Here is a 14,966-nt window from a genome sequence, read left to right as displayed (position 1 = left end):
GTGCGTGCCGTATCGTTATCATCTTGAGCAAACGATCCGCCACGCCTTCATGTCCGCACCCCGCCCGCTGTCCATCGGCATTGCCGGCGCCGGTAACGCTGGCCTCGCCGCCGCCATCGCGTTTGCTCGCCAGGGGCACGACGTGCACGTCTTCGAAAAGCACCCGCAGCTGACCGCCATGGGCGCAGGCCTGCTGATCCAGCCGCAGGGTATCCGCGCACTGGAGGCACTCGGCATGTGCCGCGAGCTTGAGGGCATCGGCGCGCCGATCGATCGGCTGATCGGCCTGAGCCATCGCGGCTGGCGTCTGCTCGACATCGACTACGCCGAGACGCCCGGCCGCGCCGTCACGCGCCACGGGCTGTCGTCCATGCTGTACGACGCCGGCTTGCACGCAGGCGCAGCATTCCACTTTGGTTGTGCAATCCAGCAATTGCTTCTCGATGGGCCGCGAGCGCGGGTCACATACGCACAGGGCGAATCGATCTTCGACCTGTTTGTGATTGCCGATGGCGCGGCCTCTGCGCTGCGTGAGCCCGCAGGCCTGGCCGGCCCGTCGAGCACCTACCGATGGGGCACGCTGTGGTTTCAAGGATGGGTGGATGGGTGGAACCCACGTGTGCTGCAGCAGCGCTTTCGCGGCACGCGCGAGATGATGGGCCTGCTGCCCACCGAAGTGGACGGCAACTGCACGCGCCTGTCGATGTTCTGGAGCCTGCCCGGCGATGCTGTCGACGCCTGGCGCCAGACCGACATCACACAGTGGAAGGCGCATGTCCTCAGCCTGTGGCCGCAAGCCGCGCCCATGGTGGAGCAGATCGGCTCACACGACGATATGCCTTTCGCCGTCTATCGCCACACATGGCCACGCGCGCTGGCCAAACCGCCCTACTGCGTCATCGGCGATGCCGCGCACGCCATGAGCCCGCAACTCGGCCTGGGGACCACCCTGGCCGCCCAAGATGCCCTGGCACTCGCCGCGTGCGTGCAAGTGCATGGCCCCGCTGATGGCGCCCTCGCCTACCACGCCCGTCGTCTGCGGACCGTGCAGGCCTACCAGACACTGAGCCGTGCGCTCACACCGTGCTTCCAGGCGCAATACGGCGGTTGGATGCGAGACCTGGTGTTTGCCACCGGCTTGCGCGTGCCGGGTGTCGCCTGGCTGATGAAACGCAGCCTGGCAGAGCCGCCGGCACGCGACGCCGCATTCGCTCCGGCTGCGGCTTCCACGGCCGCGAGCGAAAAGCCACAGGCATGACACCACGCCATCCATCAGCATGAGCCTGTTGCACACCTTCCTTCCCGAGCATCAGTTCTGCGAGCAGCACCACATACGGGTCAATGCATCGCCCGCGCGCTTGCTCGACATGGCCTCGCAACTTCACGTCACGGATTTCCCGGTAGCCAGGCTGTTCCTGCATCTGCGCGCCATCCCGGCGCGCATCGCCGCCGCGCTGGGCAAGCCCAGTGCGCGACGGATCGACGCTGGATTCGGCCTGCACGATTTCACGGTGCTCGGCCGCAATGGAGATCACGAATTCGCCCTCGGCTTGGTGGGTCGCTTCTGGGAATCGGCCGGCGGGCTCATCCACGTTGAAGCCAGTGCATTTCGCACGTTCTCCGAACCCGATATCGCCAAGCTGGTCATGACGTTCGTCGCTCGGCCCGAGGGCGCCGACACGCTGCTGACCACGCGCACGTGCGTGCATTGCTCCAGCACAACGGCGCTGCGCCGCTTCACGCCTTACTGGATACTGATCCGCATGCCCAGCGGGCTGATCCGCCGGATGATGCTGCAGCGGATCAAACAGCTTGCGGAGGCAGACGACGCTCCTCTTGCACGTCCAGAATAACCAGCGTGCCGGCGCTGCCGGCGTCCACGCTGTGCGACACGCCGGCAGGCACCACATACAGCTCGCCGCGCGAAACGGTTACCGCTTCGTCGCCGATACGCAAACGCAGTTGCCCATCGATGACCAGGAACCCTTCGGCATAGCCGTGCACCTCGTTGGGATACGGCGTGCCATCCATGCGCAGCACCTTGAAGTTGCCGCCACCAAAACGTTCCAGCACGCGAGACGACCATGCGCGCGGCAGCGCGTCGGCCTCGGCATTGAGATTGACAAGCGGCACGCCGGCCTCGCCCAAGATATGAGAAGCCCTGAGCATACCAGTCGATGAGCAACAAAAACGGCGCCGCCGCATTCCTGCGGTGGCGCCCCATTCTGTGCGAATGATCCACCCGGGCTTAGGTGCTGTAGAACGCAGCGTCCATGTCCGACAGCGCATTCATGTCGTCCGCAGGCCTCAGGTGGTCCACCCGATAGCCGTGCTTGTACACCGCCACCAGGCGCACCTCGTTCACCGGTTCGACATTCAGCTTCATGCGGATGCGCGATACGTGACTATCGATCGTGCGGGTGTACTCCGACGAGTTGCGGCCCCACACCTGCCCGAAGATGTGGTCGCGCGATAGTGTGCGGCCCACGTTCGAAAACAACAGCAGCGCCAGCTGGAACTCGATGCCCGTCAGCGTAACCGGCTCGCCGTGCAGGGTGACCTGCTGGCGCTGGGGATTGAAGTGATAGGGCCCTACCGCGAATGGCAGGCGGCCATACGGAATGGGATATGCACGGCGCAGCAGCGCGTCGACGCGCGCACGCAGTTCGGCAATGCGGAACGGCTTGGCGATGTAATCATCGGCGCCATGCGTGAGCGCGCGCACAAGGCTTTTCTCGCCCTCTTCAGCCGTGACGAACAGGACCGGCAACACATCCTTGTGGCGGCTGCGCACGACGCTCAGCACGTCGATACCGAGCATGCCAGGCGTATGCCAGTCGAGGATCAGCATGTCGTACGACGACCGGCCCAGCATGCGCAGCAAGGTTGAGCCGTCGGTGTAGGTCACCACGTCGTGGCCGGACTGAGACAGGATCTGGACGATGACTTCGCTTTGGAAGGGATCGTCTTCAAGCAAGGCGATACGCATGTTCGGCTCCATGAAAATTCGCACATGCGTAGGGGGTGGGTGCCGGAATTGATGGCGCTTATTCAAGCGCGTTCAGCGCATTCCGTTGCATGTGTTACGTGGCTGCAATTTTCATGGCGAGGTTTGGTACGAACCATGAGAAGAGTCCTAATTTGTGAAGGCCGTTGAAACACGGTTGCGACATGCATTCGTCAAACGGAAAAAAAAGCCCGGACAATGATGTCCGGGCGGCGGTGCTTCCCACAACAATGTGACGGGATCAGAAACACCCAAGGGTCGCATGTGCCAGACACATCGCAGTGCACCGGGGGGAAGCACTGCAACGCTTACGGGGGTGACGTCATGTAGGGTCCGACGTACTGGTCCGGCACACGTGGAGCGCATGATGCCGTGCGATACGTGCAACGGGAGCAGTCGTGACAACATTTAACGTGCCCAGCTTCTTTGCGGCGACACGTCAGGTGGGATCGGCGTTTTCCAGCTCTTGCCGGATCGACTCGGTCAGCATGTCGATCAGCAAGCGAACGCGCCTGGGAACGAACCGAGCAGAGGGTGTGACGAGGTTGATCGGCTCACCGCTGGTCGCATAGTCCGGCAGCACGCGAACGAGTCGCGGCAGCGGTGCGTTGGCGCGCGCCACGGCACTCGCATACAGCGGCAGCGGGCCGATACCGGCGCCTGAAGCAATCAACGTTTCCAGGTAAATCAGGCTGTCGGCATTCAGGCGCGCGCGCACTGCCACGGTTTTCAGCCCATCGGGGCCGACGAGGCGCCATTGCGTTTCGCCGCGTCCGGTGCCGCGAAAATCGAGGCAGCAATGGTCGGCCAGGCCTTGTACGGTGTCTGGCGCACCGCGGCGCTGCAGGTAATCGGGCGACGCGAACAAGCCGATGCGCAACACGCCAAGCGACCGCGCCACCAGCGAACTATCGGCCAGGCGTCCAACGCGGACGGCAAGGTCGAAACCTTCCTGCACGAGATCGACATTGCGCGGCGTCAGGACGACGTCCAGATCGATCTCCGGATACAGCTGCATGAAGCGCGCCGCCACCGGCGCTACCAGCAGACGGCCGACGTCTTCGGAAGACGTGATCCGGACCTTGCCGCGCGGCAGGTCCTGCAGCTCGCCTGCGCAGGTCGTGGCGCGCTCAATGTCTTCCAGTGCGTGCGACGCCACCTGATACAGGCTTTGGCCCGCGTCCGTCAGATGGAGCGTGCGCGTGGTGCGCTGTAACAGTCGCACGTTCAAATCCTGTTCAAGCGCAGCGATGCCGCGACTGACGGACGATTTAGGCAAATCGAGCCGCGTTGCCGCTGCCGTGAAGCTCCCCGCTTCGACCACGCGCACGAACAACGCCAATTGGTTCAGATCCATGGTTTCCTCCTCTTATCGTGATGCGCGCCAGCCGGATTGTTATTGTCTCGTATAGAGCAACATTTTTTCCCACCATAACCGACTAGTGCAAACGAGGCAACTACCCTACATTTGGTGTATGACAAATGCCCAATTTCAGGAGAACCGCATGGAAACCCTCGTGCAACCGCAAGTGCAGCGTGCCCGCCTCGTCGAGCGCATCATCACGGGCCGCCCCACCTCGGACGGCGCGGGCGTGAAGCTCACCCGCGTGCTGACGAACAACCTGCAACGCCGGCTCGATCCGTTCCTGATGCTGGACGCATTCCGCAGTGACGACCCGAACGACTATCTGGCCGGCTTTCCCGATCATCCGCACCGCGGCTTTGAAACGGTGACGTACATGATCGCGGGCCGCATGCGCCACCGCGACAGTGCCGGCCATGAAGGCCTGCTGCAACACGGCGGCGTGCAGTGGATGACGGCCGGCAGCGGCGTCGTGCACTCGGAAATGCCGGAACAGGAAGATGGTGTGATGGAAGGCTTCCAGCTGTGGTTGAACCTACCCGCCAGCGACAAGATGACGACACCGTGGTACCGCGACATTCCGTCGAACGAGATTCCCGAGTTCACGACGGAAGACGGCGTGGCCGTACGCGTGATCGCTGGGGAGTCGCACGGCGTGCAAGGCGCGATGACGCGTGAAGCGACACAGCCGCTGTACCTCGACATCACGCTGCCGGCCGGTGCATCGTTTGCACAGCGGCTGCCGGCCGGACACAACGCGTTCGTCTACGTGTTCCGTGGCAGCGCGCTGGTCGGTGACGCCGAAGCGTCTGGCGACGCGGGGCTGCAGCGCGTGGAAGACAAGCAGATGGCCATCCTCGCCAACACGGAAGGCAGTGACGGGGTAGTGATCCGTGCAGGCGACGCTGAGGCGCGTGTGTTGCTGGTGGCCGGCAAACCGCTGAACGAGTCGATCGCGCAATACGGCCCGTTCGTGATGAACACGCAAGAAGAGATCTTCCAGGCCGTGCGGGACTTCCAGGCCGGCAAGTTCGCCTAAGCCCAAGCCTCAAAGAAAAACCGCCGCTCGGTTTCACCAGAGCGGCGGTTCGTCCAACAGCGCGATCTGCTCGCGCAACTCCAACACCCGGTCCTGCCAGTAGCGTTGCGTGTTGAACCACGGAAACGCTGCAGGAAACGCCGGATCGTTCCAGCGACGCGCCAACCAGGCGCTGTAGTGCAGCAAGCGCAGCGTGCGCAGCGCTTCGACCAGATATAGCTCGCGCGTGTCGAATTCGCAGAAGTCCTCGTACCCGGCCAGCAGGCTGGCGAGCTGCGATTGCATCGACGCGCGATCGCCCGAGAGCAGCATCCACAGATCCTGCACGGCCGGGCCGGTGCGGCTGTCGTCAAAGTCGACGAAATGCGGACCGGCGCTGCGCAGTGGATCGCCCTGCTTGGCGTCGGCCTCTTCGATCCAGAGCACGTTCGAGGCGTGGCAATCGCCGTGCAGGCGCAGCAATGAAACGTCGCCTGCGCGGTCGTAGCAGCGGCGCACGCCGTCGAGTGCGGCGTCAGCCACGCTGCGCCAAGCCGGCAACAAATCGGGCGGGATGAAATCGTGTTCGAGCAGCCAGTCGCGCGATTGCACGCCGAAGGTGTCGATGTCGAGTGCGGGCCTGGCCACGAACGGCCGCCGCGCACCCACGACGTGGATGCGGCCAAGGAAGCGGCCCATCCACTCAAGCGTGTGGTCTTGGTCGATGGCCGGCACGCGGCCTGCGCAACGCGGGAAGACCGCGAAGTGCCAACGCTCGAACGCGTGCAGCGTGCGGCCGTCGATTTCCAGCGGCGCGACCACGGGGATCTCCGCCGCTGCGAGTTCTGCCGTGAAGGCGTGTTCCTCGACGATCTGCGCATCGGTCCAGCGGCTCGGGCGGTAGAACTTGACCACCACCGGCGCGCTATCTTCCACGCCGGCCTGGTAGACGCGGTTCTCGTAGCTGTTGAGCGCGAACATGCGGCCGTCCGGCATCAGCCCGACCTGCGCCAGCGCATCGAGGATGCTGTCGGGCGTCAGGCCGTCGTAGGGCGCGTCAACTGATGCGGGTGGGCCATCGTCGTGCATGAACGTCAGGCTTTACGGCCGCCGAGCAACGCAGCCGCCTTGGCGAACAAACCATTGAACGGCTGCTTGGCCGGCTGTCCCTTGTGGGCCGGCTGCGCGGCTTGCGTGTTCGATGCACGGCGTTGTTGACCGCCCTGCCCGCCTTGTCCATTGCCTTGGCCCTGGCCTTGACCATTGCCCTGGCGCTGGCCGCGCGCTTGCGATTGGCCGTTGCCGGCACCGTGGCCGGTGCGCGGCTTGGGTGCGGCTTGACCGTCGCGTTGGCCTTGCGCCTGGCGCTGGCGGCTGCCGCCACCATTGCGACCCTGGCCTTGATTCTGCCCCTGCCCCTGCCCTTGACCGTTGCCGCTCGACTCGCGACGCGGTTCGCGAGGCTCACGCGGTGCCCGCGGCTCGCGCGGGGCAGCGTTGCCGCTGGCCTGGCGAGGCTGCTGGCTGCGGCCACCGCCCGGGCGGCCACCGCGCGCGTTGCCGCCGCGGCCCGCTGGGTTGCGCCCGTTCGGAATCGGCTCCGCCGCGATGGTCGGGTCGGGCTCGAAACCTTCCAGCACGGTACGCGGCAGCTCACGCTTGATGAGGCGCTCAATGTCGCGCAGCAAGCCATGCTCGTCCACGCAGACCAGCGAGATCGCCTCGCCCTGCGCACCCGCGCGACCCGTGCGGCCGATACGGTGCACGTAGTCTTCCGGCACGTTCGGCAGGTCGAAGTTGACCACGTGCGGCAGTTGGTCGATGTCGATACCGCGCGCGGCGATGTCGGTGGCAACCAGCACGCGCAGCGTCCCAGCCTTGAATTCCGTCAGCGCACGCGTGCGCGCCGATTGGCTCTTGTTGCCGTGGATGGCCAGCGCGGGAATGCCGTCGCGCGTGAGCTGCTCGGCCAGGCGGTTCGCGCCGTGCTTGGTGCGCGTGAACACCAGCACCTGGTGCCAGTCGTTGTCGCGCACGAGCTTGGCCAGCAGTTCGCGCTTGCGCTCGCGGTCGACCGGATAGATGCGTTGCTCGACCGTCTCGGCCGTCGTGTTGCGACGCGCGACTTCAATCAGCGCCGGCTTGTCGAGAAGACGGTCAGCCAGTTCGCGGATGTCGTCGGAGAACGTTGCCGAGAACAGCAGGTTCTGTCGCTTCGACGGCAGGATGTTGAGGATCTTGCGGATGTCGTGGATGAAGCCCATGTCCAGCATACGATCGGCTTCGTCCAGCACCAGCAATTCAATGTGCGACAGGTCGATGGTGCGCTGACCGACGTGGTCGAGCAGGCGGCCCGGCGTGGCCACGACGATATCGACACCGCGCTTGAGCGCATCGATCTGCGGGTTGATGCCGACGCCGCCGAACATCACCATGGACTTGAGCGGCAGGTATTTGCCATAGGCGCGCACGCTTTCTTCAACTTGCGCGGCAAGTTCACGCGTGGGCGTCAGCACCAGCGCACGGATCGGGAAGCGCATGCCCTGCGGCGTCTGCACCTTGTTCGGTTGCGCCGCAGACAGGCGGTGCAGCAGCGGCAGCGTGAAACCGGCGGTCTTGCCGGTGCCGGTCTGAGCACCGGCGAGCAGGTCACCGCCCTTGAGGATGGCGGGGATGGCCTGGCGTTGAATCGGAGTGGGTTCTGCGTAGCCGAGTTCGGCCACGGCACGTACCAGCTTGTCTGACAAGCCGAGTTCGGAAAACGACATGGAAAAGCGATTGGACCGGCGTGTCCCGCGCATTCGTTCGTGCGCCAATCGTGGACAAAGCCTGGGTAGGTGACGGGGCGACTGGACCCCGGGGACTGCAAGAAGGAATCTAGTTTAACAGGTGATGGTGTTTACCCCACCGGGGCGCGCAACGCAGCCAACGGCGCGTTCACCATATCCCCAGCCGTTCGGCCAGCGAATACCGCGCCATATACCGCCGGAAATGCGCCAGGAACGCTTCTTCGGCCGGCGCCAGACCGCTCCCATCTCTCTCTCGCGAAGACCCGCAAGCGCAGGTGGATGTCTCGACGCAGGGCTTTGGCAGGCTTGGCCAGGCCATCGGCGCGATCGGTCTGCCGACGCTTGTCGTCCAGGAAGAGGTGGCTATCACCTCCCCACCCTTGCACAAAACGCTGCCGCATTCTTCGGCGGCCTGACATCGCTCCATCAGCCAGCCGGCTGACCCGCCCAGGGTCACCAAAGGGGGGCGAAAACCTCTCTCGCTTGTTTCTTGATGTTTGCGCCCACTCACTTTCCAGGCCTCGTGTTTCATACGTTGGCTGTGCACGCTCCTCCTGTCTAGAGTGCTTGCTCGAATTGGGCGCTTGGTGTTTTCAAACGTCTGTTCCTAACATGCCCGGGCAACCCCCATACACATGTTTGAATCGTACGTTCGAGCGCTGCACCGCAGCAATCGAGCGCGATATCAGGCCTAAAAAAACGAGGTAGGAGACATGGGACGTCCTGGAGCAGGAGACACCAAGGGCCGCATTCTGGAAGCCACCGAACTGTTGTTCATCGAGTTCGGCTACGAGGCGATGTCGTTGCGGCAGATCACGGCGCGCGCCAAAGTCAATCTGGCGGCGGTCAACTATCACTTCGGCAGCAAGGAAGCGTTGATGCAGTCGGTGCTTGGGCGCCGGCTCGACCCGCTCAACACGCGCCGGCTGGCGCTGCTGACCGCGTGCGAAGAACGCTGGGCCAAGGAGCAACTGACCTGCGACCACGTGCTCGGCGCGCTGTTTGTGCCAGCGCTGCAAATGGCGCGCAACCCCGACACCGGCGGCCCCGCATTCCTGCGCCTGATGGGGCGCGTGTATTCCGACACCTCACCGTTCGTGCAGAGCTATCTGCTCGGCCACTATGCGCTGGTGTTCGATCGCTTCTTCGAAGCCTTCTCGCGTGCGCTGCCGCACCTGCCGCGCGCTGAACTCGGCTGGCGCCTGCACTTTGCGCTCAAGGCGCTCGCCGGCGTGCTGGCCGGGGACGACCTCAACAACCTGCTGCCGCTGTTCACGCAGGGCAAGACGATGAACGATGCCTCGCTGCTGGCACGCCTGACGGCGCTGGTGGTGGCTACGCTCAACGCCCCGCTGCCCGGCGAGGCCGGTGCGCTCGATCAGGTGGTCGAGCTGGCCGAAGCGCAAGTTCCCACGCCCGTCGCGCAAGCAGATGACGCCCCCAACGGCAACGAGAGCGGCAACGGCGGCTCAGGTCGCCACGCCGGGCACGGCAATGGCCGCGCCGAACGCAGCGCGACGCCCACCACCGCCTCGCCCTTCGCCAGTGACCTGTTCGGCCGCACACCCGCGCGCGCCAGCGCCGACGATGCCGCGGACGCCCACGACGATCTCGGCGCCGGTGCGCACGACGATACTCATGGTGACGACAGCGACGTCGGCGGCCCCGCGCCCACCGCACGCACCAGGGCATTGGCCATTCGCCGCAGCAATGCAGCACGCGCGATCTTCCCAGCCAATCCGATGCGCCCCTGGCGCAGCCCTAACGCCTGACAACGCTGGTGCCGCCTGGAGTTCCCGTATGTCTGCCGTGTGCAGGCACGGGAGTCGCTCCGGCATTCTGCAGGTGCCGCCGGTGTTCGAGATATCCGGCCCGTAGACGCATCGAATGGAGACCCTCATGATGACGATCTGGATCGTCCTGCTTTGCATCGGCGTGCTTGGGCTCGCCAGCATGGAAGCCTCGGCGTTCGCCTGGCTGGTCGCGACCGCCGTGTGGCTCGTGGCAGGCGCCTGGCTGGGCTCGGTGGGCCCGGTGATGACTACGGTACTCGCCATCGTCTTTGTGCTGCCGGCGCTGGTGCTCGCGCTCAAGCCGCTGCGCCGGGCACTCATCACGCGCCCGGTACTGGCAATGTTCCGCAAGATCATGCCGGAGATGTCGCAAACCGAGCGCGACGCCATTGAAGCGGGCACGGTCTGGTGGGATGCGGAGCTGTTCTCGGGGCGGCCAAATTGGTCGCGATTGCTGTCTTCCCCGCCGCCTCGTCTGTCGGCGGAAGAGCAATCCTTCCTCGACGTCGAAACTGAAAAGCTCTGCGACCTTGCCAACGATTGGGAAAGCACGCAGATCTGGCAAGACCTGTCGCCCGACGCGTGGGACTATGCGAAGCGCGCCGGCTTCCTGGGCATGATCATCCCGAAGGAATACGGCGGCAAAGGGTTCTCGGCATACGCTCACTCGCAGGTCATCATGAAGCTGTCGACGCGCTGCTCTGCCGCGGCCGTGTCGGTCATGGTGCCCAACTCGCTCGGCCCCGCTGAGCTGCTTCTGCACTACGGCACCGAAGCGCAGAAAAATCATTACCTGCCGCGCCTCGCACGCGGTGAAGAAATCCCCTGCTTTGCGCTGACCAACGCATATGCCGGCTCCGATGCCGCCGCCATTCCCGATGTGGGCGTGGTCTGCCGCGGCGTGCACGAAGGCCGCGAGACGCTCGGCTTTCGCGTGACATGGAGCAAGCGCTACATCACGCTCGGCCCCATCGCCACGGTGCTGGGGCTCGCATTTCGCGCGGTCGATCCGGATGGCTTGCTCGGCGGCGACAAGGAGCCCGGCATCACCTGCGCGCTCATCCCGACGAAGCACCCGGGCGTGAACATCGGCCGCCGCCATTGGCCGCTCAATGCGGTGTTCCAGAACGGCCCGAACTCCGGCAAGGACGTGTTCATCCCCATCGACTGGGTGATCGGCGGCCAGGCGCAAGTCGGCCGTGGCTGGCGCATGCTGATGGAATGTCTGGCAGCGGGCCGGGCGATTTCGCTGCCGTCGTCCAACGTGGGCATGGCCAAGTTGGCCGTGCGCAGCACCGGCGCCTATGCCGCCGTGCGACGCCAGTTCCGTACGCCCATCGGCAAGTTCGAAGGGATTCAGGAAGCGCTCGGCCGCATGGGCGGCAACCTGTACATGATGGATGCGGCGCGGCGTCTTTCCGCGCTGGCCGTGGACCTGGGCGAGAAGCCCTCGGTCATCTCCGCCATTGCCAAATACCACGTCACCGAACGTGCGCGCGATGTGGTCACCGATGCGATGGACATCGTGGGCGGCAAGGGCATCTGCATGGGCCCGAACAACTTCCTGGCGCGCGCTTATCAGCAGGTGCCGATCGCCATCACGGTGGAAGGCGCGAACATCATGACGCGCTGCCTGATCATCTTCGGGCAGGGCGTGATCCGTTGCCATCCGTATGTGCTGCGCGAGATGACGGCCGCGCAAGGCGCCGATTCAACCGAGACGCTGCGTGCGTTCGATACGGCGCTGTTCGGCCACGGCGCATTCATCGCGGGCAACCTGGTGCGCGCCTTCTTGCATGCGCTCTCCGGCGGGCGCGTGGGAAGCGCGCCGGGCAATGCCGCACCGGAAATGCAGCGGTACTACCGCGCCGTGAACCGCTTCTCGACGGCGCTGGCGCTGCTGTCCGATGTGTCGATGTTCACGCTGGGCGGCACGCTCAAGCGCCGCGAGAGAATCACGGGGCGGCTGGGCGACATCCTCTCGCAGATGTACCTGATCTCGTCCACGCTCAAGCGCTTTGAAGATGACGGCCGCCCTGCCGAGGACGCGCCGCTCGTGCATTGGTCGGTTCAGGACGCGCTGGTGAAGGCGCACGATGCGCTCGACGGCGTGCTGGCCAATTTCCCGAACACTGGCATCGCGGCGCTGCTGCGCGCGCTGATCTTCCCGTTCGGTACGCCGTATCGCAAGCCGTCGGATGCGCTGGCCGCGCAGGTCGCCGAGCTGATGCAAACGCCGGGCGCTGTGCGCGATCGCCTGCTGGCCGACTCGTACTGCCCGACGCCCGAAGTCGACCCGATCGCCTATGGCGAAGCGGCCTTCCGCCTGCAGCCGACCGTGGACGCAATCGAGCAGCGCTTGAAACCAGCCATCCGCGCAGGCAAGCTGCCGCCCGTGCCGCAGAGCCTGCCCGACTTCGAAGCCTGGACCGCACAAGCCGTGGCACAAAACCTCATTGACGAAGGCGAGCGAAAGCAGCTGTGCGACTACGCGCGCTACGGCGAACACGCGGTTGCCGTGGATGACTTCCCGCCCGACTTCAACCTGATGGCCGACCTGCAGCGCCGCAAGGATGCACTCGATGCCCTGCAGGCCGCCGAGCGCCGCGCAGCCTGATGGCGCAGGGGCCTGACTAACGACAACAACAACGATGCAAGACAAGTACCTCGATTTCGTCGGTTCCGGTTTCGGCAAGTGGCTGTCGGCCAACCTCGGCCTGCCGCAGCCTGTGCCGTTGCGCCGTTATGTGCCCGGCGAACCGGAATTTGTCGGGCCGTTCCTGGTGGGCGCGGCGCCGGGCGGCTCCATGCGCGAAACGCTCGCCGCACTGTTTGCCGAGACCGGCGTCCCTACGCGCTTTCATGAAAGCGATCCGGAATGGCTTGGTGCCGCCAACCGGCACGGCCAGATCACGGGCCGCTTTGTCGCCCCGACGGGCAAGGACGGCGAGGCGTTTGATCGCATTGGCGGCATCGTCTTCGATGCCACGGGCATTGCGACGGTCGACGGCCTCGACGCGCTGTATCACGTGTTCCACGATGGCGTGCGGGCCATCGGCCGTTGTGGGCGCGTCGTGGTGATCGGCCGGCCGCCGGAAGGTTGCAAGACGCCCGAGATGGCGATTGCGCAGCGCGCGCTGGAAGGGCTGACGCGCTCTCTTGGCAAGGAAGTCCGGCGCGGCTGCACGGCGCAGCTCGTCTACGTGGCTGAGGGAGCGGAGAACGTGGCCGTATCGACGCTGCGCTTTCTGCTGTCGGCACGCTCGGCGTATGTGTCGGGGCAGGTGGTGCGCGTGCATCGGGCGGCAGCGGTCTCGGTGGACTGGCAGAAGCCGCTGGCCGGGCGCACCGCGTTGGTGACCGGCGCCTCGCGCGGCATCGGCGCGGCCATTGCGCACGTGCTGGCGCGTGACGGTGCGCGCGTACTTTGCCTGGATGTGCCCGCCGCGCAGGAAGCGCTGAACGCGGTCGCGCAGGAAATCGGCGGTGAGGCCATGGCCTACGACATTGCTGCGCCCGAGACACCCGCCCTGCTCGCGCAGCAACTTGCTGCATTGGGCGGCATCGACATCCTCGTGCACAACGCCGGCATCACGCGCGACAAGACCATCGCCCGCATGACCGAGCCCGCTTGGCGCAGCGTGCTCGATATCAACCTCGCCGCGCAGTTGCGCATCAACGACGCGCTGCTTGCGGCCAATGCGCTGCACGCAGGCGGGTCCATCGTGTGCGTGTCGTCCATCAGCGGCATTGCAGGCAACCTTGGGCAGACCAACTACGCGATGTCCAAGGCCGGCGTGATCGGGCTCGTGCAAGCAGGCGCACCGTTGCTGGCAGAGCGCGGCATCACCATCAACGCTGTCGCGCCGGGCTTTATCGAGACGCAGATGACAGCGGCCGTGCCGTTTGCCATCCGCGAAGCCGGCCGCCGCATGAACGCGATGAGCCAGGGCGGCCAGCCCGTCGACGTGGCCGAGACGATCGCGTGGTTCGCCAACCCGGCGTCCAACGGCGTGACGGGCAACATCGTGCGCGTGTGCGGGCAAAGCCTGCTGGGAGCCTGACGCGACCATGCGCACGCTGGCCCAGCCCTTTCCGATGGTCGCAACCCAGACGCTGGTAACCGAGCCGCCGTCGCCGGGGGCACTGGCCTGGCGCGCGCTGCTGTCGCAACGCAAAGGCAGGCGCGGCGGACCGCTGCCGCGCCACACCCTGGTGCGGCAGGAAGTGCCGCTCGACGCCGGGCACATCGCTCAGTACGCAGCGGTGTGCGGCTTCTCCGCGGCGCATGGCGTGCCGATGACGTATCCGCACTTGCTGGGCTTCCCGCTGCAGCTCATGCTGATGACGGAATCGGCGTTTCCCTATCCGGTCATCGGCCTGGTGCACCTGTGCAACACGATCCGCCAACACCAGCGTTTGCAGGTGGGTGAGCGCGTGCGCGTGGAAGTGCGGCCCCGCCGGTTGTTCCACCATGCGCGCGGGCAGGCGTTCGCCATCGAAACCGCGATCGTCAAGGCCGGCGCAGTGGTGTGGGAATCGCTGTCGACCTACCTGCGCGTGGGCGTGCCGTCGCCGCAGGGGGCACCGTTGATTGCGCTGCCAAGCGTGCAGAACTTGTCGCCCGACGGCCGCTGGGATGTGCCTGCCGACACCGGCCGGCGCTACGCCGGCGTGTCGGGGGACTGGAACCCCATCCACGTATCCAACATCGGCGCGAAGCTGTTCGGCTTTGCGCACCCCATCGCCCACGGCATGTGGACGAAGGCCCGTGCGCTGGCCGCGCTGCTGCCGGCCGCGCCGCTCACGGAAGGCGAAGTGGTGGCCGAGTTCAAGACCCCGCTATCACTGCCCGGCGCGGCGACGCTGTGGCAAGCCAACGAAGCCACGCCCGGCCGCGCGTTTGAGGTGCGCAACGCCACGGGCGACAAGCCCTATCTGCGCGGCATGCTGACGCTGCCGCACGCACAACACGACAACACGGGAGACTGAATTC

General features: G+C 65.5%; 12 protein-coding genes and 1 pseudogene. 8 read left to right on the top strand and 5 right to left on the bottom strand.

Annotated elements, in window-relative coordinates:
* The first annotated feature begins 49 nt into the window (after nucleotides 1-49).
* Nucleotides 50-1,258, top strand: coding sequence for an NAD(P)/FAD-dependent oxidoreductase (locus CFE42_RS22665; RefSeq protein ID WP_004635473.1), 1,209 nt, complete (start codon nucleotides 50-52; stop codon nucleotides 1,256-1,258).
* 19 nt (nucleotides 1,259-1,277) lie between these two features.
* Nucleotides 1,278-1,853: a hypothetical protein gene (locus tag CFE42_RS22660; protein ID WP_004635474.1), complete on the top strand. Its 576-nt coding sequence runs from the start codon at nucleotides 1,278-1,280 to the stop codon at nucleotides 1,851-1,853.
* Here CFE42_RS22660 and CFE42_RS22655 read toward each other — a convergent pair.
* The 3 genes from CFE42_RS22655 to CFE42_RS22645 all read right to left on the bottom strand — a co-directional run bounded on the left by CFE42_RS22655 (nucleotide 1,804) and on the right by CFE42_RS22645 (nucleotide 4,364).
* Complete coding sequence (locus tag CFE42_RS22655) at nucleotides 1,804-2,169, bottom strand: cupin domain-containing protein (protein ID WP_004635476.1); 366 nt, start codon at nucleotides 2,167-2,169, stop codon at nucleotides 1,804-1,806. The genes CFE42_RS22660 and CFE42_RS22655 overlap by 50 nt on opposite strands.
* A gap of 79 nt (nucleotides 2,170-2,248) precedes the next feature.
* A complete protein-coding gene (locus tag CFE42_RS22650) occupies nucleotides 2,249-2,989 on the bottom strand; it encodes a response regulator transcription factor (RefSeq protein ID WP_004635478.1) in 741 nt (246 codons plus the stop codon).
* A gap of 457 nt (nucleotides 2,990-3,446) precedes the next feature.
* A complete protein-coding gene (locus tag CFE42_RS22645) occupies nucleotides 3,447-4,364 on the bottom strand; it encodes a LysR family transcriptional regulator (protein ID WP_004635480.1) in 918 nt (305 codons plus the stop codon).
* A 148-nt stretch (nucleotides 4,365-4,512) separates the two neighbouring features.
* On the opposite strand from CFE42_RS22645, the gene CFE42_RS22640 reads away from it, so the two are divergent.
* Nucleotides 4,513-5,409: a pirin family protein gene (locus tag CFE42_RS22640; RefSeq protein WP_004635482.1), complete on the top strand. Its 897-nt coding sequence runs from the start codon at nucleotides 4,513-4,515 to the stop codon at nucleotides 5,407-5,409.
* Between the two features lie 33 nt (nucleotides 5,410-5,442).
* Here the strand turns inward: CFE42_RS22640 and CFE42_RS22635 are convergent, their stop codons facing one another.
* Both CFE42_RS22635 and CFE42_RS22630 read right to left on the bottom strand, forming a co-directional pair.
* Nucleotides 5,443-6,477: a serine/threonine protein kinase gene (locus CFE42_RS22635; RefSeq protein WP_004635483.1), complete on the bottom strand. Its 1,035-nt coding sequence runs from the start codon at nucleotides 6,475-6,477 to the stop codon at nucleotides 5,443-5,445.
* A gap of 5 nt (nucleotides 6,478-6,482) precedes the next feature.
* Entirely contained in the window at nucleotides 6,483-8,156 is a 1,674-nt protein-coding gene (locus CFE42_RS22630) for a DEAD/DEAH box helicase (RefSeq protein ID WP_004635486.1), read from the bottom strand.
* A 269-nt stretch (nucleotides 8,157-8,425) separates the two neighbouring features.
* Between CFE42_RS22630 and CFE42_RS22625 the strand changes: the two are divergent.
* The 5 genes and pseudogenes from CFE42_RS22625 to CFE42_RS22605 form a co-directional block, all read left to right on the top strand.
* A pseudogene (locus tag CFE42_RS22625) lies at nucleotides 8,426-8,619 on the top strand (hypothetical protein); the annotation flags it as partial.
* Nucleotides 8,620-8,890: 271 nt separating this feature from the next.
* Nucleotides 8,891-9,949, top strand: coding sequence for a TetR/AcrR family transcriptional regulator (locus CFE42_RS22620; RefSeq protein WP_004635488.1), 1,059 nt, complete (start codon nucleotides 8,891-8,893; stop codon nucleotides 9,947-9,949).
* A gap of 130 nt (nucleotides 9,950-10,079) precedes the next feature.
* A complete protein-coding gene (locus CFE42_RS22615; protein WP_037044905.1) occupies nucleotides 10,080-12,587 on the top strand; it encodes an acyl-CoA dehydrogenase in 2,508 nt (835 codons plus the stop codon).
* Between the two features lie 34 nt (nucleotides 12,588-12,621).
* A complete protein-coding gene (locus CFE42_RS22610; RefSeq protein WP_004635492.1) occupies nucleotides 12,622-14,034 on the top strand; it encodes a 3-oxoacyl-ACP reductase in 1,413 nt (470 codons plus the stop codon).
* Nucleotides 14,035-14,041: 7 nt separating this feature from the next.
* Nucleotides 14,042-14,962, top strand: a complete 921-nt coding sequence (locus tag CFE42_RS22605) for a MaoC/PaaZ C-terminal domain-containing protein (protein ID WP_004635494.1) — start codon at nucleotides 14,042-14,044, stop codon at nucleotides 14,960-14,962.
* The last annotated feature ends 4 nt before the right edge of the window (nucleotides 14,963-14,966 follow it).

The organism is Ralstonia sp. PBBBR1 (assembly GCF_002256165.1).
In the GTDB taxonomy this organism is placed as follows: domain Bacteria; phylum Pseudomonadota; class Gammaproteobacteria; order Burkholderiales; family Burkholderiaceae; genus Ralstonia; species Ralstonia thomasii.
Note: the sequence above shows the minus strand (reverse complement) of the source record. Positions and strands in the feature narration are given on the sequence as shown.

What these genes read in the sequence shown, in the direction of transcription:
- CFE42_RS22605 (WP_004635494.1), top strand. Translation starts at nt 14,042, where the DNA reads ATGCGCACGCTGGCCCAGCCCTTTCCGATGGTCGCAACCCAGACGCTG.
- CFE42_RS22650 (WP_004635478.1), bottom strand. Translation starts at nt 2,989, where the DNA reads ATGCGTATCGCCTTGCTTGAAGACGATCCCTTCCAAAGCGAAGTCATC.
- CFE42_RS22635 (WP_004635483.1), bottom strand. Translation starts at nt 6,477, where the DNA reads ATGCACGACGATGGCCCACCCGCATCAGTTGACGCGCCCTACGACGGC.
- CFE42_RS22630 (WP_004635486.1), bottom strand. Translation starts at nt 8,156, where the DNA reads ATGTCGTTTTCCGAACTCGGCTTGTCAGACAAGCTGGTACGTGCCGTG.
- CFE42_RS22660 (WP_004635474.1), top strand. Translation starts at nt 1,278, where the DNA reads ATGAGCCTGTTGCACACCTTCCTTCCCGAGCATCAGTTCTGCGAGCAG.
- CFE42_RS22620 (WP_004635488.1), top strand. Translation starts at nt 8,891, where the DNA reads ATGGGACGTCCTGGAGCAGGAGACACCAAGGGCCGCATTCTGGAAGCC.
- CFE42_RS22645 (WP_004635480.1), bottom strand. Translation starts at nt 4,364, where the DNA reads ATGGATCTGAACCAATTGGCGTTGTTCGTGCGCGTGGTCGAAGCGGGG.
- CFE42_RS22610 (WP_004635492.1), top strand. Translation starts at nt 12,622, where the DNA reads ATGCAAGACAAGTACCTCGATTTCGTCGGTTCCGGTTTCGGCAAGTGG.
- CFE42_RS22615 (WP_037044905.1), top strand. Translation starts at nt 10,080, where the DNA reads ATGACGATCTGGATCGTCCTGCTTTGCATCGGCGTGCTTGGGCTCGCC.
- CFE42_RS22665 (WP_004635473.1), top strand. Translation starts at nt 50, where the DNA reads ATGTCCGCACCCCGCCCGCTGTCCATCGGCATTGCCGGCGCCGGTAAC.
- CFE42_RS22640 (WP_004635482.1), top strand. Translation starts at nt 4,513, where the DNA reads ATGGAAACCCTCGTGCAACCGCAAGTGCAGCGTGCCCGCCTCGTCGAG.
- CFE42_RS22655 (WP_004635476.1), bottom strand. Translation starts at nt 2,169, where the DNA reads ATGCTCAGGGCTTCTCATATCTTGGGCGAGGCCGGCGTGCCGCTTGTC.